A 21,250-nucleotide genomic window follows, 5' to 3' on the forward strand; every position below is an offset into this window, starting at 1 on the left:
GAAGTTACCTTCATCAGTGGCGTCCGCTCGTACTGGAGAACATCCGAATGTTCGCCTGGGAGACGCCGGTAAACCGACGTGCAACCGCTTCATATGCGGTGCCTTCGCCTTGCTCGGCATGAACCTGATGGGCGATGACGATCAGTCCCTGCTAGGGGCGACGGACCTACTGCACGAAAAACAACACGCTGGCCCATCGCGGCGCCTCAACTGCCTTATCCTACCTTGGAATAAATGATGCTTCCGGCACGATCATGAGGCGTTATTTGTCGATACTGCCGCGGTAATGCTCTGCACCTGCGGTCCAGAGCTTTCCTCAAATTCCCAGGTTCGTGCATCGTCCATGACGTGTCCTCTTGGTTGAAGCGTCTTCGTCAACGTGTGCTGCCGAGAATCGTGCCTGGCTGTCACCAACTGCACCTTGGACACGCGGGCCTTGGCGCAGTGAGCTGGCCATGATGGGGACTGCAGACCAGCTACCGGAGAATCAGCATTTGCTCAGCGCTGCACCGGTGCCGCGACCGTGAGAAAGATTGGCGGCTCGCGGTTCGCTGGCGATGGCCATGCCCGACCTCGGACGACGAGACAAACTCGGTCACCTATGCCCAACGACCAGATCGTGCCGTGAGCTCAGCCTGTCGACGTGGCGAGAAGGGCCTTGGTGCCTAGTCAGACGGTGATCTCGCCCTGCTCCTCGCCGACCCAGTATCGAATATGGCTGGCGTGAACTTTGATGAGGATAACACCCGGGGTGTCAATGCTCTGCGGGAACCAACGGTCAAGCTCCTCAGTCCAGTGGGCGGCGAATTCTGCCTTATCCCTGATGAGCGTCGAATGACCCTTCACGGCGATGAAGATTGGAGTGCCTGCCAACAGCCCCTTCGAACCGGCATAGCTGAGGCTCGTAGCTGAATCGCGTTCGATCTCTGCGATCTTTGCGGAGGTGTCGTAGGCGAAGAAGTAGGCATCGCCTTGAAACTCGACATCGCGATTGTTGCTCATCGGGCGCGAGGTGATGCCGCCCGTGACAGCCGTGGTCGACATCGTTGCGAAATCAATGTCGGCCATCATCTTGGACAAATCGGCGATCGTCGTCTTTGCCATCGTCTTCTCCAATCTTCTTGATTTCCCCGCCTGCGGCCACGGCCATCAGGAGGCTATCAAGCAAGACGATTTGGGTGGCATCTGGTTTCCGCGCGCCTTGCCATCAGCGGCCCAACCGAGCAGATCCCCGACGATTTAGGACTTCATAGGACATTTTGCTTCTACCGCCCGGCGCTGAGGGCCATCAGGGGAGCTTGGCCTTCAGCTTCTGAGTGGACTTCAACGCCGTCCGCGGAAGCGGAGCATCTGCGCCGGTGAACACCTTCTGCGCGCCATGTGCGAAGGCTTGGGCCTGCGAGTTGGAATGCGACGACACCACCTTCAGAGGTGCGGAAGCGCCGCCGAGCGTACCAACTTTGGCGCCGGTCGGGTTAGCGGGTTGAAGCAGGTGGCCGAAAGTTTCAAGCCCAGCATTGAACTCACCCGCGCAGCGATCAGCCGGGCCAAAAGGCGGGAGTGCGGAGACATTTCCCAGAAGGCGTTGCAGATCGCGGTGGCCGCCCCCGTCACCGACAGAGGCGCTCGCATGGAAGTCCGTCTCGATCTCCATCCAGACGCGTCACCCCGCAATGGCGGAAGTGGAACTGAGCTTCGGCGCAGTTCAGCATTTGGCCACAATACCCCTTGGTCCCGCAGGTGAAACCGGACCCGGAGAGCGGCGCCGGTGTCGACTGGCGGGGTGCGGCGGTCCGGCTGGAGGCACCGCCCAAGTGGCGCCAGTTCCAGGGAGCCTGGCGTTCATGCTCCGGCAGGGATCAAAGGCCAACATGGCACTCTCGAGCCTGAGCCTGTAGGCGGAGCACAACCAGGTCTCGATTGTACTGGGTGTAAACCCGCGCGGCCCCCCGCCGAACCATCTCCTGGTTCACGGTCAGAGCGCCAATGAACAGGGTGCCCGCTCTCCTGCCGTAGCGGTCCTTGCCCTGCACGTCGATGCGTCCATCCTTGCCGAAGGCAAACCCAGGCAGTCCCTGCTGAGCACGTGTGCCGTAGGGTTGGTGGCTCTCGGGTGCATCGATGCCAGCCAGTCGGATGCGCACCTGGCGTTCGTCAGCCGTCAGCAGGGTGAGGGTGTCACCATCGGCGCTTCGGACCACTCATCCGACAAACTCAGCGGCCTGGGAAGGCTCAGCGAGGAGGATAAGGATGAAGAGAAGGATCCGGGGGAGCATCGTCCTGTGCATCGTAGTACACCGCGAGCTCTGCGCCGTCTCCCTGATGGCCAACATTGCGGAATGCGGCAGCAAGGGCGGTCCGCCGTAGAAGCGACATCTGCTGTCCGGCTGTCCACGTGGGGCAACAGGCGAGGGCTTCAGCGCGCAGGGTGGCGTGCGTTCAAAGTTGAGACGGTCACTTTCAGGCGTTATCCAATCCTGTGGCTACCAATCGATGACCGGCCGCATCCGGATTGCCCGAGCTAGCGCCTGGTGATGGCCCGGTGTTCTGGTCGCCGAGCGTCAGTGACCAAATCACTACACCACCCACCGATCCTCCTTCATGTCATCGTCCATAGCTGCCTCCGCGTCCTCAGGCGCCCCGATCTCCAAGCTGCCCCGGTGCCGTTGGCCGGAACAAGCGTCTGACCAAGGTTGTCAGCCGAGCAGAAGTCAGGCTCGTCCTCTAGGTCGATGAGCGGAGCGTCGAAGCCATCGAGCAGATCGATGAGCGGCTGGACAAGGGTCCCGATCTGGGTTCTCCGCGGAGCAGGGAGCTAGCTGCGCCAAACCTTGAGACAGTCCATTGCTGCGGCGCCTTGACTTCTAACGACATGTCCCTGCAACCCTGATGCGCAAGCCGCCTGCCTCGACACACGAGGCAGGCGACACAGCCCTGACATCGACGCCGTTGCCAGCCTGTCAAGCAAGGTCCGACCGTGCCACCGCTGTGCTGGGTCACGCCTTGGCGGAGTTTAGCAAAGCGCCAGAGCTCGGTCCTCATCCGAGGAAGAGACCATCCTGGTAGTTCACCACGGTGACTTCATCCGCATAGTCAAGCAACACCACCGATCCCATAGCGAAGCGCGAGCTGTCGTTCGTCCAGTTGTAGACGATCATCGTGTCGCCGCCGTCTTCATCAACAACGAAGTGCCCAGGTTCATTCATGTCTCCCCTGACCACCGCATGGCTGTAGCCTCCCATGCGGAGATGATCGACGCCCTCCTCAATGCCACCCAAGGTCACCTTGCTCGAAACCATGGAGTTTCCTCCGGCATCGATGTCGATGCCTTCGCCTTTCTGGTAGTCGGTGACTACAGACAGCAGACCGGTAATCTCATCCCCCTGTGAGAGAACCCCGTCCTGATCGCCCTCTACGATCAGCTCGGAGTTGGTGTTGAACCGGAAGTAGTCGCGTCCTGAACCGCCATTCATCGTCTGAGCCGTCCCGATCAGGTCGCCGGTCGCCAGTACGGTGCCGAAGCCATTCATGGTTGCCGCCGAGCCAAGCAGGTAGTCGTCGCCGCGACCGCCGCTGAGAACCGAACCAATGCCGTCTGAGATGATGCGGTCGTTGCCAGCACCACCTTCGAGGACATTGTTCACCTCTCCGTACGAGAAACGCGTGTTGGTTACGTTGATGGTGTCGTTGCCTTCGCCGCCGCTGATGAAGTTGAACTTCCCGCAGCTCTCTATGGCGTCGTCACCAGCGCCACCGAGAACGACGTTGTAATTGTTATCGGCGCCGACGCCACGGCCCATCTGTATGAAGTCGTTTCCTCCATCACCAGAAATCAGGTTGCGACTGCCAGTCGCCTTGATGGTGTCGTCACCAGCGCCCCCGAAGACGGCATTGCCCAGACCACTGAACACGCCCTCGACGGTGATCGTGTCACGGCCTCCGACACCCAGGATCAGATGCGACCCTCCTGTATGAGTGAGGGTGTCGGCCTTGGAGCTTCCGACGGTCACGCCTGCTCCCAACCAGTCAGGCGTCAGGTCAAAGACATGGAGTGCCTGATGCAGGGAGCGCAACCAATAGGCCATGGTAGATCCTCACCGGAGCTGGGGGACCGCTTCGCTAGGCAGCAAGAACTTACCAGCGGCACTGAGAAGCGGTCTGCGAAAGACTTGAGCATGAGAGTCGGCCCGAACCCCACGAAGCGCCAATGTCTTCTTCGTTACCGAATCGGCACAAAGCTTAGCTGTTGGGTGCGAGCCATTGCATCATCAATGTTGCACTCCTGGAGGGCGTGACTTACCGCTGCTCGCTGGAACCGAGACGAATAGATGGGTGCCAGAGCTGGGCAAAGCGGTTGCCGCCAGCGCGGCTCCCCCGGCTACTCTGCCTTGAGGTCAAGCTCCCGCACCTTCTTGCCCCAGAACTCGTACTCCTCGCGGATTGCAACGGCGAAGTCGGCGCGTGGCTGCGCTGCGGCCACCTCGAGGCCGTCGCGCTCCAGGCTGCGGGCGAAGCGCGGATCGCGGATGGCCTTGTTGGCGGCAGCCTCCAGGCGGCTCATCTCGCCGTCAGGCGTCCCGGCAGGCGCGAAGATGCCGTGCCAGCCCAGGATGACGATGCCGGGCAACCCGGCCTCCGACAGCGTGGGCACATCCGGCAGCGATGGCAGGCGGTGATTTCCCGTCACCGCCAGGGCCCGCAGCCGCCCCTCCTTGGCCAGCGGCACCGCAGGCGGCGGCGAGGAGAAGTTCATGGTGACGCGCCCGGTCACCACGTCCTGCAGGGCAGGGGCGGTGCCGCGATAGGAGATGTGCTCCATCTGCAGTCCGGCGGCCTCGGCGAACAGGATGCCCGCCAGGTGATTGTTGGAGCCCACGCCGCCGGACGAGAAGCTGAAATCCGCGTTCGGCCGCTTGCCCGCGTCGATCAGCTCTCGCAGGCTGGTCACTGGCAGCTTCGGATCAATCACCAGCACGTACTGATAGGAGCTGGCCTTCGTTACCGGCGACAGGACGCTGGACAGGTTGATCCTGTCGTTCCTCTGCAGGTGCGGGTTGACCACGATGTTGGTGGACACCGCGAAGAGCAGCGTTGTGCCGTCCGGCCGCGCGCGGGCAACAGAGGTTGCGCCGACATGACCTGCCGCGCCGCCGCGGTTCTCCACAACGACGCTTTGACCGAGTTGCTCCATCAGGATCGGCGCCAGCTCGCGCGCCACAATGTCGGTGCCGCCGCCTGCGGCATAGGGCACGATCAGCGTGATGGGGCGGCCCTGGGCGCTGCCCTGCGCCCCGGCTCGGGTGATCAGGACAGGGGCAGCGAGCAGCGGCAGGAGGTGGCGGCGCTTCATGGTCGGCTTCCTTCTATCAGCCTCTCTCTGGCGTGCAGGGTGGGCCTGCGGCGCCTTTTGGACGGGCCGTTGACGGAAGCCTACCCAGTGGGGCGTTCGTCACGCCAGCGGACTCTTCAATGACGGAACGGCGGTTGAATGCGGCGTAAACGGCAACGGAACTCGCTCTCGGCTTGGCGCTGAACCCTGTGAACCGAAGCTGGTGCGTCGGTCGTGCGTCCTTTGATGACCCTCGCGGCCCGCCCCGATTGAGCGCGCGGAAGAATTTCTGCTTCCTTGGTTGGGAAATACGCCGATGAGGGTCAGCGCGTTCCTCGCTGTGGCTCGTCCACCTGCTGAGGCGAAAGCGCCCAAGACGCTGATACAGCTACTCCGACTTGTCACTGACCGGGGCGCCGATGCCAAGCTTAGGCTCTGGCCACCCGCTTTCTGTTTTTGGTCCGTTCCCCACGTCCCGACTGGCGTCGGACCCATGGCCTTATCTCCTCCGCCCCCATCCCTCTGCGTCCCGGCCTGTCCACCGCATTCCTTGATGAGGTGGCCGATGCTCTAGCCTAAGCGCTGCGCTACGACGAGCGCGGCGAGCCCCGGCCCTCTGGCGGCCCACTGGTCGCCAGCCTGGCCGCCGAAAACCTGGTGAAGCACCTGGAGCGCTCGGGCTTCCTCGTCCTCAAGCTGCCACCTGCGTGGCTGCACAGCGTAGGATAGGGTTCCCCGATGTCGGCCTCGGACGCCGTGCTGCGCGATCTTCAAGCCTCGCTCGCCGGGATCGAGTTCGGTACGGGGGCGACGCCCCACCGCCCCCGATCAGTCTTTCCCCTCCCATTGATGACCACTTGCCAGGCGGCGGACTGGCGCGCTGCACGAGGTGAAGGCGTCCGACCTCGGCGCCGGTCTTGCTCTGTGCACTCTCAACCTCAGCCGCACCAATGGGCCGGTGCTGTGGATCAGCGCCCATGCCGAGGACGTGTGGGCGCCCGGCCTGCATGCCCTTGGGCTGCGCGCTGACCGTCTGCTGCAGGCGAGCTACCGCCAGCTTGCTGACGGCCTGTGGACGATGGAGGAGGCACTCCGCTCGCCAGCGTCGGGCGCCGCAGTGCTTCAAACAGACCGCCTGGACATGACCGCGTCCCGGCGCCTCCAGCTGGCGGCGGAGGGCTCGACGAGAGTCGGGCTGCTGCTGCGGAACTTCGCCGAGCATGGTCCCTCCAGCGCGGCGAGCCGATAGTGGGTGGCATCGCGGGCCAATGCCGCGGCACGCCGCGCTTGCGGCTGGACCTGCTCCGCTGCCGCGCCGGGCGGCCGGGCAGCTGCGATGTCCGCTGGGATGAAGCTGCGTTGGAGGTCGAGGAGGCCGCCCTCGCAGAATACGCGTGAACCGCCGGTACCTGGCGCTGTGCCTGCCTTACCTCGCTCTGGACCGGCTGCGGCGGCAGCATCCTGATTGGGATGAGCGGCCGTTGGCTGTCTGGGCCGCCGTTGGCAATCGGCGCTGCCTGACCGCCACGGATGCCCCGGGCCTGTTCCCGGGCCAGGCGCTGGCCGACGCCCAGGCAATCCTGCCGGACCTCATCCTGGCCGACGCGGACCCTGAAGGGGATGCTGCTGTCCTGGAACGGCTGGCACTCTGGGCGCTGCGCTTTACGCCACTGTCGGCCGTCGATGGCGAGGACGGACTGATGCTCGACACCACGGGTGTCGAGGCGCTGTTTGGCGGCGAGGCCCCTCTGCTGGCCGCAGTTCTGGAGAGCTTTGCCAGCGGCGGCTACCGGACGCTGGCCGCCATTGCAGGCACACCCGGCTGCGCAGCGGCCCTGGCGCGCAGCGGCGCGGCGCCGTACGCGCTGCCGCCAGGCCAGGAACTCGATTCCTTGGCCCGCCTGCCGCTGGAGGCGCTCCGCCCGTCCCAGGACATCGTGCACGGCTTGGGGCGCCTGGGCCTGCGGCAGATCGGCGACGTCCTGCGCCAGCCGCGAGGTCCTCTGGCGCGCCGGTTCGGCCGCCCGCTGCTCGACGTCCTGGACGATGCCACCGGCGCCCGCCCGCGACCGATCCAGCCGGTGCGGCCGCCGCCCGTCTTCTCAGCCGTCCGGCATCTGCTCGAGCCCATCGTCACCCGGCCAGCCATCGACCATGTTCTCGAGAACCTGCTCGAGGAACTCTGCCGGGCAATGGAGCACGCGGGGGAGGGGGCTCGCCGCCTGATCCTGCGAGGCTTCCGTGTCGACCGGGTGGTCCAGAAGGTATCCATCGGCACCGGCGCCGCGTCGCATGCGGCCAGTCACCTGTTCAGGCTGTTCCGGGAGGCGGTCGGCGAGCTTGAGCCCGATCTGGGCTTCGAGCGCATGGTGCTGGAGGCCCTAACCACCGAGCCGGTGGTGCGCACGCAGGCCGCTATGAGCCGCGGCGGCGGCTGCACGGCGACGAGTCCTGACGCGCTGCCTGAACTCCTTGATCGGACGCGCCAGCGAATTCCTATCTCCCGACCCCAGCCGCTTTCCAGTCATTGGCCGGAGTACGCTGCTGCGCCTGCGGATCCTTACGTGGCGCCCGACGTGCCAAAGGATTGATGTCAGGATATCCGCCCTCTCCGCCTGCTTCGGACGCCGCTGGCCATGACGGTCGAGAGCGCGGCGCCAGGCGGCGCGCCGGTGCGGCTGCAGTGCGGTGGCCGCGTCTACCGTGTCCTTGCGGCGCTGGGTCCCGAGCGCCTGAAGCCCGAGTGGTGGGGCGAGGATTTGAACCGGCCCATCCGGAATTACTACCGGGTCCAGACGGCCGAAGGACCCCGCCTGTGGATCTGCCGGTTGCGCGAGGCCGGTGCGGCGCCGCGCTGGTTCCTCCACGGGGAGCTCGCGTGACGCCATGCCCCCTGGCTACGTGGAGCTCGGCGCCCGCTCCAACTTCTCCTTGCCCGACGGAGCGTCGCATCCGGCCGAACTGGTCCTGACCGCCAAGGCGCTGGGGCATGCCGGACTCGGCATCTGCGACACCAACAGCCTGGCCGGAGTGGTCCGCGGCCACGTCGCCGCGCGCGAGGAGGGAGTTTCCTACGTGGTCGGCGCCCGCCTGGTGCTGGACGATGGAACCGCTTGGTTGGCCTGGCCAACGGACCGCGCCAGCTACGGTCGGCTGAGCACCCTGCTTTCCCACGGGAAGATGCGAGCGCCCAAGGGCGAGTGCCAGATATCCTTCGCCAAGATGGTGGAGCACTCCAAGGACTAGTGTCTGGCCGCCATCCCGCCGCGGCGCCCAGACGCGGAGTTCACCAGCCGGTTCGCCGTGGCCGCCACGGCAACGGAAAGCCGTCTCGCTCTGCCACTGTTCTGCGCCGCGGCCTTCTACCTGGACGGCCACGACCACGAGCGCCTGCCTTTCCTTGCCGTCACCGTGGCGCAGGCGGGCCGCGGCGCCGCGCTGCTGGCCTGGAACGACGTTCGCTACCACAACCGGCAGCGGCAGCCGGTGGCCGACCTGGTCACCGCCATCCGGCTCACGGTGACCGTCGATTCCTTGGGGCCGAATGCCGAGCCGAACGACGAGCGCTGCCTCAAGCCACCGGCGGCGATGGCTCGCCTCTTCGCCCGCCATCCGGAGGCGATCACCAACACGGTGAGGGTCCTTGAGGCGACGCAGGGCTTCTCCTTGAGCCAGCTGCGGCATGAGTACCCTGACGAAATCCTCGAACCCGGCCGAACCCCGCAGCAGACGCTGACCAGCCGCGTCGCCGAGGCGGCCGATGAACGATGGCCCAACGGCGTGCCAGCCAACATTCAGCAGCGGCTCAACCACGAGCTCCGGCTGATCCAGCAGCTGGATTACGCCCCCTATTTCCTCACCGTGCACGAGGTGGTCTGATTTGCGCGGCGCTAAGGAATTCTCTGCCAGGGGCGCGGCCCCGCGGCGAACTCTACCTGCTGCTATGTCCTTGGCATCACCGCCGTCGACCCTGCGAAGCACGACCTGCTCTTCGAGCGCTTCGTCAGTGCCTTTCGCAACGAGCCGCCCGACATCGACGTGGATTTCGAGCACGAGCGGCGCGAGGAGGTCATCCAGCACATCTACGAGCGCTACGGCCGTCACGGCGCCGCCATCGCGGGCACCGTCATCCGTTACCGAGCACGCAGCGCCGTCCGCGAAGTCGGCAAGGCCATGGGCCTCTCCGAGGACGTCACCGGCCGCCTCGCCAAGGCGTCCTGGGGTCCCGGCCGGGAGCAGACGCTGGCGGAGCTCGCGTCCGGCCTTGGCCTGGACCCCGCCGACACCCGCTGAACTGGACGCTGCAGCTGGCCGAGGAGATCCAGGACTTCCCGCGCCACCTGGCCACCCATGTCGGCGGCTTCGTCATCAGCCGCGGCCCCCTGACCGAACTGGCCGTTGTCGGCAACGCCGCCATGGAAGGGCGCACTGTCCTCGAGTGGGACAAGGACGATATCGATGCCCTCGGGCTGCTGAAGGTCGATATCCTTGCGCTGGGCATGCTTTCGATGCTGCGGCGGGGCTTCTCGCTCCTGCGGCGCCACCACCGGCGCGGCCTCGACCTGGCGGGCATCCCGCGCAACTGCCCGGAGACCTACGCCATGCTGCGACGGGCGGACAGCCTGGGCGTCTTCCAGGTCGAGAGCCGGGCCCAGATGAACATGCTGCCGCGCCTGCGGCCGGAGAAGTTCTACGACCTCGTCGTGCAGGTGGCGATCATCCGGCCGGGGCCTATCCAGGGCGACATGGTGCATCCCTACCTGCGGCGCCGCTGGGGGCTGGAGCAGCCGGTCTATCCGTCGCCCAGCCCGGAGCACGGCCACCCGGACGAGCTCAAGGACGTGCTCAAGAGGACGCTTGGCGTGCCGCTGTTCCAGGAGCAGGCCATGCGGGTGGCCATGGTGGCGGCGGAGTTCACCTCCGAGGAGGCGGACAAGCTCCGGCGCGCCATGGCGACCTTCAAGCACATCCAGGGCGTCAGCGAGTACCGGGACCGGCTGGTGGGCGGCATGGTGCGGCGTGGCTACGACCCGGAACTGGCCGAGCGGGTGTTCAAGCAGCTCGAAGGATTCGGCAGCTACGGCTTCCCTGAGAGCCACGCCGCCTCCTTGCGCACCTGGCCTATGCGAGCAGCTGGATGAAGCGCTGGCACCCTTCGGTATTCGCCGCCGCCCTGCTGAACGCGCAGCCCACGGGCTTCTACGCGCCCGCCCAGATCGTCCGAGACGCCCGCGAGCATGGCGTCGCTGTGTGGCCGGTGGACGTTAACCGAAGCGACTGGGACTGCACCCTGGAGCCGGAACCCGACAGCGCCGAGGGGCTGGCGCTCCGCCTGGGGCTGCGTCAGGCGGCCTGGCTGGCCCAGGCGGAGGCCGAGCGCGTCGTGAAGGCCCGCGAGGCGGGGAACAGGTCGCCGTTCTCCTCGGTCGAGGAAGTCGTCCGGCGTGCCGAGCTCACCGGGAAAGGGACCGAGGCGCTGGCGGCAGCGGACGCATTTGGCGGCATGGGTGTCGACCGGCGGGCGGCGATGTGGGCGGCCCGCGGCGTCGAGAAAGACATCCCGCCGCTACTGCTACTGGCCGCCCAGAGCGCCGCCGCCGGTGAGCCGCCTCTACTGCCGGAACCAGAGCCCACGCTGCCGCCGGAGCAGGCGGGCCAGAAGGTCGTCCTCGACCACCTGTCCACAGGGATGTCGCTTGGACACCACCCGCTCAAGCTCCTGCGGCCGCGGCTGCGAGACAGTGTCGATGCCCGCGCGCCAGGCCAAAATTGCTATCCCGCGAACTCCGGCCGCGCCGTCCAGGCGGGCATGCGCCAGTCGATGCCTTCAAGCAGCATCGAGAGCTGGGCAGGCGTCAGCGAGATTGCGCCATCGCGTGCATGCGGCCAGACAAACATTCCGCGCTACAGCCGCTTGGTATAGAGCACGAGCTCCTGGCCATCCCAGAACAACAGCTTGACCAGATGGCCGCGGCGGCCGCGAAAGGCGAACACATGGTCGCTGAACGGATCCCGCCCCAGCACTTCCTGCATCAGCCGCGCGAGTCCCTCGAACCCACGCCGCATGTCCGTCGGGCCCGCCGCCAGCCAGACCCGCACCCCGGCAGGCGGTGCGATCATGCCTCCAGCGCCAGAGCCAGGCGGGCCAGGACGGCCGGATCCGTGGCCGGGCTCGCCCGCAGCACCCGCCCGTTGCGCAGCACGATCTCGATGGGCGGGGCGCCACCATCGGCAGCGTTGCCGGAAGCTTCGGCCGCCTCGGCGACTTCAGGGGTCATCAGCCGCACCGGCAGCACCCGTGGCATCGCACCACCCGGCCCGCGCGCCGCAGCCCGCGCATCACGCCGCCAGCGGTGCAGCAGGCTGGAGCAGACACCATGGCGACGCGACACGCCCTGCACCGACGCACCGGGGCGCAGCGTCTCCGCCACCAGCCGGACCTTCTCCTCCGGCGTGTAGCTCCGACGGTCCTCGCTGAGCGTCACGATCTCGACCCGCTCCGCCTTGAGGCTAGCTCAAGTGTCAGCACCAGTGCTGGCTCCAGGGCCAGCCTCATCCATCGACATCGCACCACCTGGACCTGATGAGAGCTCCGTCACGAGATCGGCCCCCTCAGGCAAGGTGGGCCGCGGAGCAACGCTTACGGCTTTGGCGTCTTCGACTGCTTTGCGTCGGACGCTTAGCTTGCGCCCATATGCTTAGCCATTTCGGCGCGAAATCGAGACATGGAAGCCATCGGGGGGCGGTCCGGTAATCGGCGCCTACGGGAGCCGCTTCGCGTTGAACTCGGTCAGCATGGCCAGAACTTCACTCGCAGGGCGGGGACGGCTGAACAGATATCCTTGTCCCTCGGTGCAGCCCTGACTGGCGACATTCCGCAGTTGCTCGGCTGTCTCAATACCTTCGGCGGTAGTAGCGATGCCGAGTGTCTGACACAGACCGGCGATCGCACGGATGATCGCCGCCCCCTCAGCGCGCTCATCCATAGCGAGGACGAAGCTTCTGTCTACCTTGACCTTGTCGATAGGGAATTTGAGCAGGTAGCTCAACGAGGAATATCCGGTACCGAAGTCGTCGAGCGAAATGGAGATGCCCAGAGCGCGGAGGCGACCGAGCATGGTGACCGTGTCCTCCGTCTCCCGCAGGAGCAACGATTCGGTAATCTCAAGCTCAAGCCGCGCTGCATCCAGAGATGAAGCAGCCAGGGCGCTTTCGACCGACGCTTCGAACCCGGCTTCACAGACTTGCGGGGCTGAGAGGTTCACCGCGACCTTCAGACCATTGGGCCAACCTGCCGCATCGGCGCAGGCCTGTTCCAGGATCCATTTCCCAAGCGGCACGATAAGGCCCATTGCCTCGGCAACGGAGATAAACACGTCGGGCGGCACAAGCCCTCTGTCGGGGCTTCGCCAGCGCACGAGTGCTTCGAAACCAGTGATGCGTTGCTCGCGAAGGTTCACCAGCGGCTGATAGTGCAGTTCGAATTCTCCGCGGCGGAACGCCCTGCATAGATCGGCTTCCAGGCAGCGGCGAGCTTGAACGCGTGCCTGCATGTCGGGCTCGAACATCTGGAACCTTCCACCGCCTGCCTGCTTTGCGGCGTAGAGGGCCAAGTCAGCACGCCTCATGAGCTGGTCTGGATCGTCGCCGTCACGCGGCGCGACAGCCACCCCGACGCTCGCGCCCACGACAGCGGATCGACTGCCGATGAGGTACGGACGCCCGAGTTCCTCGACGATGTGCGCAGCCAGCTCAGCTACCCGGGTGACGTCGTTCGCACCATTCCGAACTACAACGAACTCATCGCCGCCGAGGCGAGCGACCGTGTCGCACTCGCCAACACAGAACCGCAAGCGTTCAGCGACCCCGCGCAGCACCTCGTCGCCCGCAGGGTGACCGAAGGTGTCGTTGACCTCTTTGAAGAGATCAAGGTCAAGATGGAGGACAGCGAAGGGGTCCCCATGACCACTGCGTGCCGCAGCATCGGCAAGCAGCTCTTGCAGGGCGCCCCTGTTTAGGAGGCCCGTCAGCGTGTCGTGGTGGGCCATGTAGGCGATACGGGCTTCGGCCTCCCGCTTTTCCGTTACGTCTTGCGTGACGCCGGTGATCCGGAAGGGCTTGCCATCGCTGTTGAGCTCTGCCTGGCCCGTCACCCGTAGCCACCGCACGGGTCCGTTCAAGCTGGATGTTCGGAACTCAGTGGTGAAGGATCTACCGTCCTCCCCCCGGAGGCACCGCTGCATCGCCGCGCCTACGATAGCTAAATCCTCGACATGGACCGCAGCATGCACGTCTGCCCGCGTGCGTAAGGAGCCTGGAGCCACGCCATAAAGCGCTTCGAGGCCGCTTGACGCATGGAACTCGTCACTTTCGATGTACCAGTCCCAGATGCCCATCCTGGCAGCGGCTACGGCCCGAGCCAGACGGTCTTCGCTCTCATGGAGCGCTTTCTCGGTCCGTCTGCTCTCGGTGATGTCTTCTGTGACTCCAACGATATGCGTGGCGCGTCCTCCATCTCGGAAGAGCGGCACCTTCTTGGTCCTCAGGAAGCGCCTACCTAGATGCGGCGTATCCAGAGGTTCCTCCTGGATCACCACCGCCTCGCCGCTATCGACAGCTCGCCGATCCCACTCCCTGAAGAACCGAGCCTGTTCCTCGGGAAACAGGTCGAGGTCCGTTCGGCCCACCCAACCATCGCGGCCGCGGCCGAATATGTCCTCGGCAGTGCGATTGACCCGTTCATAGATCCCGGTAGTCGCGTTCTTCACGAACACCCCCACCGGCACATGTTCGAGCACCTGGTTGAGAAATGCCTCCGTGTCGCGAAGCTTGTCCTCAGCGTCGCGGCGCTCGCTCACGTCGCGCGAAATGCAGACGATGCACTCGATGGTGCCGCTCGTGTTGATGATGGGAGCCAACGCATTGTCCCAGCGCCTCAACGTTCCTCGGAACGTGGCGCAGGCGCCGTCGAAGCGATTGGGCTTCCCTTCGGCGGCTAGCTTGATTGCCTGGCGTGCGATCGGACGTAGCGCTTCTGGCCAGAAGCCCGACCAGTCCTTTCCAAGCAGGTCCGATGCAGACGTGGCCTCGAACAGCCTGACGCCAGGGCCGTTGATGAACAGAAGCCGCCCATCCCCGTCCAGCACCTTGATGCAGTCGGTGGTCCCTTCGAGGATCGAAAGAAGAAAGCCTTCGCCCTTTGCAGCCTGGAACTTGCGTTGGCCTGACATCGCTATCCTCGGGCGTCCTGCTGGGCCCGTCCGGCTAGCAGGCACGGCGAGTGCTCGCCGTCATGTTACTTAGGCAGTCAGTATGCTTTAGATCATGAGGACGCAACGAGATTCATCCTGCACTCCGCGCAGATTGGCCATGCTGCGTCAGAGAATGCAGGCGGATTGTCGACGAATCATCAACGGGGAAAGCCAAGTCAAGGATTACCATCTCAATCTTGACAATAAGCGGCTTGCCTAGGATGGGCTTGGCTGAGGCGTAGCCACTAACCGACCTGAATTCGTCAGTGTAGAAAACATAACTCCAGCTTAGCCGTTCATCCGCTATTTGAAAGGACGGTTTCGCCCGTTAGGCGATGCCGAGTTCTCGCCTCACATGGGCAAACTGCGCAGTATCTAGGCCGCGCCGCTGGGATGCCAGCCACCGAACTGCGGCGAGACCGGCTTCGGTGAAGTAGGCGCGGACAATCCCGCGCATTGGCTGACCAACCGTCATCAGATCTCGTTCTACCATGCTCTGCACCGCCGCAGGCAATTTCGGTTGGCCAGCCAATGGTCCACCGCGCCACACACGGAGAAGAATCCCTTCTGACAGGGTAGGGAGCCGTCCGAACCGCACCGATAGCTCACGACGGATCAGGTCTCGCTCCGCAGTGTTCAGGGGGGACGCCGCGACATTGAGGGCAGGATGAGCGTGCATGGGACGATCATACCAGGATCCAAGTGAGTCGAACCGTTCGCCTAAGCATCTCGCTGAAAATTCCTGCAGACAAAGCACGGGTAAGATGACGGTCGTCGAGCCACGCGGCAGAAGGAAGTGTTGCTTGCCGCCTTCTACCGTCGGCCCGGTAGAGCTGTCGGACACTCGGCGAAGGAATCAAAGTAGCCGTAGCTTGTAGGCGGCACCCTGGACGTCCATGAGCATGAGGTGCCGGAGCAACGGCAGGTTGCCCACCCTGTTGTCCGTGAGGAAGAAGATTATCACGCGCAGACTGCCCGGGCGCAGCAGGCCCGCCAGCGTCCGAAAGGCTGGGAGGCGGCCCTCGGTTCAGACGTGTTGCTAGACCACCTTCAAGAACCGGACGTCGGCAGTGATGGCGAAGCGATAGCTGTTGGCAGGCTAGGGAGGCTGTCGACCGAGGTTTGACGAACGACAGGGCAGTCCGAGCGCCGCGTATTGGGGACGGCGTGGCGTGGCGGAGCATGCGGCGCAGCCGGGGCGCCGCGACCTCCAACAGGCCACTCCTAAGGGAATGCGTCCCGCAAAGACCCTTCTGGCGTCTTGAGGCGGTCGTAGGCCGCGCTGGCCTGCTCGATGGCGGCGCCATGCGCCAAGGCCCAGCCGCAGAGCGCCTCGAAGGGCTGGCGAAGCGAATGGCCTAGCGGCGTGATTGCATATTCCACGCCGACCGGCGCCGTGGGCAGCACGGTCCGGGTGACCAGGCCGTTCCTCTCCAGCCGCTTCAATGCGTCGGCCAGCGCCTTATGGGTGATGCCGTCGAGGCGCCGCTTGATCTCGTTGAACCGTGAGGGCCTCGGGCATAGCACCGTGAGGATCAGGATCGTCCATTTGTCCGCAATCTTGTCCAGCACCGGGCGGACGAGGACCATGTCTGACCGCGCGCGGTCAGAGAGAGCTTCGAGGTCGGTATCATCCAGCATACCTAGGCTACTCCAAGTGCGTTCTTGATACTAGATACACCTCGTATACCTAGATGGCCATCGTTGAAGAGAGGACGACACGATGGCGCGGATGATGGGCAAGGTGGCCTTGGTGGTGGGTGGCGCGAGCGGGATCGGCCTCGCCATTGTTGAGCGGCTGGCGGCCGAGGGTGCGACGGTGTTCCTGACCGGCCGACAGGCGGAGCAGGTCGAGGCCGCCGCCACGAAGGTGGTTGGGACAGTTCACGGCCTGGTCGCCGATGCGAGCGAACCGCGGGACATCGCGCAGGTCGTCGCCGAAGTCAGGGAAGCCCATGGCAGGATCGACGCGCTGGTGCTGAATGCCGGAATGTCGCAACCGGCCCTGCTGACCGAGGCGACGCCGGAGCACGTCGACGAGCTGTTCCATGTCAATGTCCGAGGTCCTGTACTGGCCTTCCGCGAGATCGTCGGCACGATGATCGATGGCGGCTCTGTCGTGATGATGGGGTCCATCGCGGATGCGGCGGGCATCCCGCAGTACGGAACATACTCAGCGACCAAGGCGGCGCTTCGGTCCTATGCGAGGACATGGACTGCCGAGTTGGCACCGCGCGGCATCCGGGTGAACGTCGTCAGCCCAGGCCCCACCGACACTGCGATGATGGCTGCGACAACGGACGAGGTGCGCGCGGCGCTGGTGGCGCCAATCCCGCTCGGAAGGATGGCTCGGCCGGAGGAGGTGGCAGCGGCCGCGCTGTTCCTTCTCAGCGAAGAGGCAAGCTTCATTGCGGGCGCCGAGCTCTGCGTCGACGGCGGCATGCGTCAGGTGTGACAGCGCAGCTCTGCAGCCGCTACTCCACGCGAGAAGCCACCACCCGGTGGCTGAAAGGGCGGCTGGCTCCAACCAGCCGACCTGCATGGCATCTTCAGGGTCACGACGGTCTGCAGGAAGTTACTGGCGCGGCTGGAGCTTTGGAGAGCTTCGCTGCAATCGGTGCTGCGGCGTTGGGATTGGCGCGGGCGAGGCTCGCGGGACGGTCACCGCGGCCGTTCTCAGGTCCACGGCATAGCGTTATCACCAGCAGGCGCTGTCTGCGGCCAAATCCAAGAGCCGTGGCGCACCAGCCTGAGGCAGGCGGATGAGGCCCGTCGGCAGGAGACGGGTCGAGGCGCCCTAATTGAAGCGAAGGAGCCGCGCTTCCAATGGACCGCAGGCAGACCGCCCGGAGGGGTCACTTGACCATTTTGGACGGTCTCAAGCTGGTGCTCGGACTGCCGCTCGAAAGCGCCGCCCTCAACCACGACCTAGAGCGCCAGACCCGGTCCGGGCCCCTCTGGCGCAGGCCTGTCTGGCCCCTGTGCGATGTCGGATCATCAGCACCCATCGCCAGTCGGAGGCCCACCCTTGCTCCAGGAATTCTTCCTCATGTTGGTCACCACGCTCATCGTCGAGCCTGCACAGGCGGAGTTCGGCACGCGTCTGGCCCAACTCGGCGCCCCCGCGGCGGTCATCCGCGAGGTGTCCACCTGCGTAGCAGCCGCTCCCGCTGCCCTCGCCGATGTCTACGCTGAGCGTCCCGTCCAAGGCGTGGTATCGGCGATCAGGGTCTGGACGGGGATGACAACCTACCAGGAGTTGCTTCAGGCCGAGGTCCCGGCTTGCAAGGCAGCACTGGAAGTGGCCCGACCCTTCATTGGAGCGGAGAACGGCTGACGAGCGCGCAGCCAGGTTTGCTCCAGTGGAGCAAATGCGGCGCCTACGGCCCTCGTTTCGGCGCTACCGGCGAACTCCGATTGGCCTTGGCAGGAGCACCGACCTGCGTTGAACCGAGAGCCGGTAGCGGGGTAGCCGTCTCTGGATCGGAGTTGGCTGCACCGGGAGTGCAATCGCCGACAGCGGGGCCGGGAGGCTGCCGCTGAGAACCTTTAGCGACTGCCTGACGCAAGCTCCCGGTGAACATGTGCGAACTGCACCAGGTCGAGGCCGCGACGCTGCGTCGCCAGCCAGCGGATCGCGCCCAGACCTGCGTCGGTGAAGTAGGCGCGGGCCAGGTGCGGAGAACCGACCCTCACCTCCACCAGATTGCGCTCGACCATGCTCTTCATGGCCGCGGGAACCTTTGGCTGTCCGGCAAGCCGTCCCCCGCGCCAGCGGGGCGAGGAAGTCGTGGCCATACAGTACATCCGGTGGCGCTCAGTACTCGGTAACGCATCATGCATGTGTCCGCCTTCGGTCACCCTGCATCTGAGGTGTGGCGTCGACTGGGAGCCTCTCGTTCGTCCCGGCTCTCCAGAATAACTGGAAATGGACCTCTCACGGTGCCGGTCAGTGCAGCCCGAACCGAGAAGGCTCGACAGCCTGCAGGTCCTCCAACGGCTCACCGGCCCAGCCCGGATCGCGGATGTCCAGCGCCGCCGCAAGCTGCCGCAGCCGGGACATCTGCTTGGCATCCGCGAAGGCGATGAGGCCGTCAGCCGTCAGCTCGAAGGTGGTGGTGGCCATCTCCATGTCGCCGCGGCGGATGAACTTCTCGATCTGCAGGGTGCCGTGGTCGGCGATTCGGCAACGGTCTTCGTCTTCCATGTGGGCGTCTCCTCCCGGGCGTCGTCAGGATGCATGGATTGGCAGCAAGTCAGATGAGGGATCCGGCATTGCGCTCCCGATTCCATATCCGGCGAGACGCCAGGCTGGTGAATTGAGAGACGGTGGTGAGGGGGGCGGGCGTCGAACTCGTCGCTGACCTCCTTGAGGAGAAGGGCAATCTACGATGTCGGGCGCGCCGTGAAGGCGGCTCTCGAATGCCCTGGCGCCGTGGTCACGGCGATGATCGTGCCCATGAGGGGACTGGCGGGCTGTGTGCGATGGGAGGGCCCGGACGGGGAACAGCCCGTTTTCACTCGAGCGACCCTGCTCGCTCAACTACGGGAGGCCGTGGCCGGGCGCGCCGCCGAGGAGGAGCTGCTCGGCGACGCACCGGCTGTGAGCGGGGGCGGCGTCGAGAGCTATCTCGCCCGGGCCACATGGCTGACAACGGTGGCATTGACCGCACCGAGCCTCAGCCAGGGGCAGGGCACCCTAGCCTGGTGCGGCATGCCAGATCCCGCCGACGTCCCCACGCTACTCGCCGAGGAGCCGGATGTCGCACGCCGCGTCACCGGGAGGCTCGACGCGGCCTGCGCCGACGCGCGGACGGCGGTGCGGCGGCATGCGGGGTTGCTTCGGCGCCTGGCAAGCCGCCTAGCATCCACGACGGGTGGGCGGGCTTGCAACCGCCTCGGGTAGCTCTGCTGTCACTACTCTGGCATTGAGCTGCCCGCGAGAATTTTTCGCCTAGTAATTTTAGTGTACTCGACGAATACAATACCACGGCACTGTGGATATTTGCCGGCCTTCTGTGGTTCTTCTTGATGGCCCCAGAGAGGGAAAGGGTTCAAAGCTCGGTTATGGGGGGACCGACAATACGGCAGGACGGTGCCTGCCGTCGCTTGACGCGCCAGTCCGGACTACTAGTATGTCAGAAGAACTCGGAGGAAGCTCAGCATGACCCTGCCGCGTCTGTCCGCCGCCCTCCTGGCGGCCGTTCCGCCGTCGCCCAAGGTGGCACGGCCGGGCTATGACCGCGCGGCGCTGCGCCCGGCGATCGTGCATCTTGGTCTCGGCGCCTTCTTCCGCGCGCATGGCGTCCTCTACACCGAGGATGTGCTGAATCTGCAGGGCGGCGACTGGGGCGTCATCGGCGTCTCGCTGCAGCGGCCGGATCAGCGCGACCGGCTGGCGCCGCAGGACGGGCTCTACACAACGATGGAACGCGGGCCGGCGGGCCTGCACGCGCGCATCGTGGGCGCCTTGCTCGGCGTGCTGGTGGCGCCGGAGGATCCGGCGGCGGTGCTGGCGCGGCTGGCGGATGCGCAGACGCGCATCGTCAGCCTCACGGTGACCGAGAAGGGCTATTGTCATGACCCGGCCAGCGGTCGGCTGCGGCTGGACCATGCCGACATCGCGCATGATCTGGCGCAGCCGGACGCGCCGCGCAGCGCGGTAGGCTTCCTGGCCCACGCCCTGTCGCGGCGCCGGGCAGCGGGGATCGCGCCCTTCACCGTGCTCTGCTGCGACAACCTGCCGCACAACGGTGCGCTGCTGGCGGGCCTGGTGCAGGAGTTCTGCCGTGTGCAGGACGGCGATCTTGCCGACTGGGTCGCGCGCGAGGTGCGTTTCCCCTCGACGATGGTCGACCGCATCGTCCCGGCGCTGGCCGAGGCCGACCATGCCGCGGCGGAGGCGGCCACCGGATTCGCGGATGCGGCTCCCGTGGGTCACGAGCCCTTCCGGCAATGGGTGGTCGAAGACAGATTCGGGCCGCTCGGCCGCCCGGCCTGGGAGAGCGTCGGCGCGCAGCTGACCCATGACGTCGCGCCCTTCGAGCATATGAAGCTGCGGCTGCTGAACGGCGCGCATTCGGCGCTGGCCTATCTCGGTTATCTGGCCGGCCACCAGACCATCGTCGAGGCGGTGCAGGACCCTGTGCTGCGCGGCTATCTGCAGCGCTTCTGGGCCGAGGCGCGGCCGATGGTGCCGCCGCCGCCCGGCCAGGATCTTGGCGACTACACCGACGCCCTGCTGGAACGCTTCGCCAATCCGGCGATCCGCCACCGCACCTGGCAGATCGCCATGGACGGATCGCAGAAGCTGCCGCAGCGGCTGCTGGCCACCGCGCGGGAACGGCTGGCGGCCGGTCTGCCGATTCCGGCGATCGCCTTGGCCGTCGCCGCCTGGGCCCGCTATGTCGGCGGCGTCGACGAGGCCGGCACGCCGATCGATGTGCGGGATCCGATGGCCGCCGAGCTGCGCGCCGCGCTGAACGCTGCTGGCGAGGACCCCGCCGCCCGCATCGCGGCCCTGCTGCGACTGACAGAAGTGTTCGGCCAGGATCTGCCCGGCATGCCGCGCTTCGTCGCCGCGGTGACCGAGGCCTATCGCGCGCTGCTGCAGGACGGCGCCCGCGCCGCCGCCGCCCACTGACACGCCACAGGCAGGAGGAGAGCACCA

Annotated in this window: 21 protein-coding genes and 1 pseudogene; 10 read left to right on the top strand and 12 right to left on the bottom strand. The window is 65.7% G+C overall.

The genetic code is table 11. The features are described from left to right. Positions 1-669 precede the first annotated feature (669 nt). The 6 genes from BKE38_RS00285 to BKE38_RS00305 form a co-directional block, all read right to left on the bottom strand. Positions 670-1,116 carry a pyridoxamine 5'-phosphate oxidase family protein gene (locus BKE38_RS00285; RefSeq protein WP_207553446.1) on the bottom strand — a complete coding sequence of 149 codons (447 nt, stop codon included), beginning with the start codon at positions 1,114-1,116 and terminating at the stop codon, positions 670-672. 172 nt (positions 1,117-1,288) lie between these two features. Further along, the gene (locus BKE38_RS31205) at positions 1,289-1,654 is read right to left on the bottom strand and encodes a hypothetical protein (RefSeq protein ID WP_131829446.1); all 366 of its coding nucleotides are present in this window, start codon (positions 1,652-1,654) and stop codon (positions 1,289-1,291) included. Beyond that, the gene (locus tag BKE38_RS33755; protein WP_083747191.1) at positions 1,611-1,712 is read right to left on the bottom strand and encodes an excalibur calcium-binding domain-containing protein; all 102 of its coding nucleotides are present in this window, start codon (positions 1,710-1,712) and stop codon (positions 1,611-1,613) included. The genes BKE38_RS31205 and BKE38_RS33755 overlap by 44 nt, the downstream gene beginning before the upstream one ends. A 147-nt stretch (positions 1,713-1,859) precedes the next feature. Further along, on the bottom strand, positions 1,860-2,201 hold the full coding sequence (locus BKE38_RS33565) for a thermonuclease family protein (RefSeq protein WP_083747192.1): 342 nt from the start codon (positions 2,199-2,201) through the stop codon (positions 1,860-1,862). Between the two features lie 837 nt (positions 2,202-3,038). Next, positions 3,039-4,085, bottom strand: coding sequence for a calcium-binding protein (locus tag BKE38_RS00300; RefSeq protein ID WP_076955375.1), 1,047 nt, complete (start codon positions 4,083-4,085; stop codon positions 3,039-3,041). A 293-nt stretch (positions 4,086-4,378) separates the two neighbouring features. After that, positions 4,379-5,350 (bottom strand): Bug family tripartite tricarboxylate transporter substrate binding protein, encoded by a 972-nt coding sequence (locus BKE38_RS00305; protein WP_076955376.1) that lies wholly within the window; start codon positions 5,348-5,350, stop codon positions 4,379-4,381. 868 nt (positions 5,351-6,218) lie between these two features. Between BKE38_RS00305 and BKE38_RS00310 the strand changes: the two genes are divergently transcribed. From BKE38_RS00310 to BKE38_RS33945, 7 genes and pseudogenes are all read left to right on the top strand, one after another. Further along, positions 6,219-6,578 (top strand): ImuA family protein, encoded by a 360-nt coding sequence (locus BKE38_RS00310; RefSeq protein ID WP_076955377.1) that lies wholly within the window; start codon positions 6,219-6,221, stop codon positions 6,576-6,578. Positions 6,579-6,723: 145 nt separating this feature from the next. After that, entirely contained in the window at positions 6,724-7,920 is a 1,197-nt protein-coding gene (locus BKE38_RS00315) for a Y-family DNA polymerase (protein ID WP_076955378.1), read from the top strand. Positions 7,921-7,965: 45 nt separating this feature from the next. Continuing rightward, positions 7,966-8,211 carry a hypothetical protein gene (locus BKE38_RS00320; RefSeq protein WP_076955379.1) on the top strand — a complete coding sequence of 82 codons (246 nt, stop codon included), beginning with the start codon at positions 7,966-7,968 and terminating at the stop codon, positions 8,209-8,211. Positions 8,212-8,215: 4 nt separating this feature from the next. Further along, entirely contained in the window at positions 8,216-8,575 is a 360-nt protein-coding gene (locus BKE38_RS33040) for a PHP domain-containing protein (RefSeq protein ID WP_076955380.1), read from the top strand. A gap of 342 nt (positions 8,576-8,917) precedes the next feature. Next, positions 8,918-9,622, top strand: a pseudogene (locus BKE38_RS33045) (hypothetical protein). A 47-nt stretch (positions 9,623-9,669) separates the two neighbouring features. Further along, positions 9,670-10,470, top strand: a complete 801-nt coding sequence (locus BKE38_RS33050) for an error-prone DNA polymerase family protein (protein ID WP_278247590.1) — start codon at positions 9,670-9,672, stop codon at positions 10,468-10,470. Continuing rightward, a complete protein-coding gene (locus BKE38_RS33945; RefSeq protein WP_076955383.1) occupies positions 10,467-11,252 on the top strand; it encodes a helix-hairpin-helix domain-containing protein in 786 nt (261 codons plus the stop codon). The genes BKE38_RS33050 and BKE38_RS33945 overlap by 4 nt, the downstream gene beginning before the upstream one ends. Here the strand turns inward: BKE38_RS33945 and tnpB are convergent. The 4 genes from tnpB to BKE38_RS00365 form a co-directional block, all read right to left on the bottom strand. Next, positions 11,234-11,449 (bottom strand): IS66 family insertion sequence element accessory protein TnpB, encoded by a 216-nt coding sequence (tnpB, locus tag BKE38_RS33950; RefSeq protein ID WP_474104342.1) that lies wholly within the window; start codon positions 11,447-11,449, stop codon positions 11,234-11,236. The two genes, BKE38_RS33945 and tnpB, sit on opposite strands and share 19 nt — an antisense overlap. After that, complete coding sequence (gene tnpA, locus BKE38_RS00355; protein WP_076955384.1) at positions 11,446-11,814, bottom strand: IS66-like element accessory protein TnpA; 369 nt, start codon at positions 11,812-11,814, stop codon at positions 11,446-11,448. Before tnpA ends, tnpB begins: the two co-directional genes overlap by 4 nt. A gap of 276 nt (positions 11,815-12,090) precedes the next feature. Next, on the bottom strand, positions 12,091-14,559 hold the full coding sequence (locus BKE38_RS00360) for a sensor domain-containing protein (RefSeq protein WP_076955385.1): 2,469 nt from the start codon (positions 14,557-14,559) through the stop codon (positions 12,091-12,093). A 1,245-nt stretch (positions 14,560-15,804) separates the two neighbouring features. Next, complete coding sequence (locus tag BKE38_RS00365) at positions 15,805-16,221, bottom strand: winged helix-turn-helix transcriptional regulator (RefSeq protein ID WP_076955386.1); 417 nt, start codon at positions 16,219-16,221, stop codon at positions 15,805-15,807. A gap of 82 nt (positions 16,222-16,303) precedes the next feature. Between BKE38_RS00365 and BKE38_RS00370 the strand changes: the two genes are divergently transcribed. Continuing rightward, the gene (locus BKE38_RS00370; protein WP_076955387.1) at positions 16,304-17,035 is read left to right on the top strand and encodes an SDR family NAD(P)-dependent oxidoreductase; all 732 of its coding nucleotides are present in this window, start codon (positions 16,304-16,306) and stop codon (positions 17,033-17,035) included. A 594-nt stretch (positions 17,036-17,629) separates the two neighbouring features. Next, positions 17,630-17,917 (top strand): hypothetical protein, encoded by a 288-nt coding sequence (locus tag BKE38_RS00375; protein ID WP_076955388.1) that lies wholly within the window; start codon positions 17,630-17,632, stop codon positions 17,915-17,917. A gap of 212 nt (positions 17,918-18,129) precedes the next feature. Here BKE38_RS00375 and BKE38_RS31210 read toward each other — a convergent pair whose 3' ends face one another. Together BKE38_RS31210 and BKE38_RS00380 are read right to left on the bottom strand one after the other, a co-directional pair. Continuing rightward, positions 18,130-18,309, bottom strand: coding sequence for a hypothetical protein (locus BKE38_RS31210; protein WP_131829447.1), 180 nt, complete (start codon positions 18,307-18,309; stop codon positions 18,130-18,132). 220 nt (positions 18,310-18,529) lie between these two features. Then, a complete protein-coding gene (locus tag BKE38_RS00380) occupies positions 18,530-18,787 on the bottom strand; it encodes a hypothetical protein (protein WP_076955389.1) in 258 nt (85 codons plus the stop codon). A gap of 957 nt (positions 18,788-19,744) precedes the next feature. Here BKE38_RS00380 and BKE38_RS00390 point away from each other — a divergent pair. Next, on the top strand, positions 19,745-21,223 hold the full coding sequence (locus BKE38_RS00390) for a mannitol dehydrogenase family protein (protein WP_076955391.1): 1,479 nt from the start codon (positions 19,745-19,747) through the stop codon (positions 21,221-21,223). Positions 21,224-21,250: the final 27 nt, after the last annotated feature.

The sequence above is a fragment of the Teichococcus deserti genome (assembly GCF_001982615.1).
GTDB lineage: Bacteria > Pseudomonadota > Alphaproteobacteria > Acetobacterales > Acetobacteraceae > Pseudoroseomonas > Pseudoroseomonas deserti.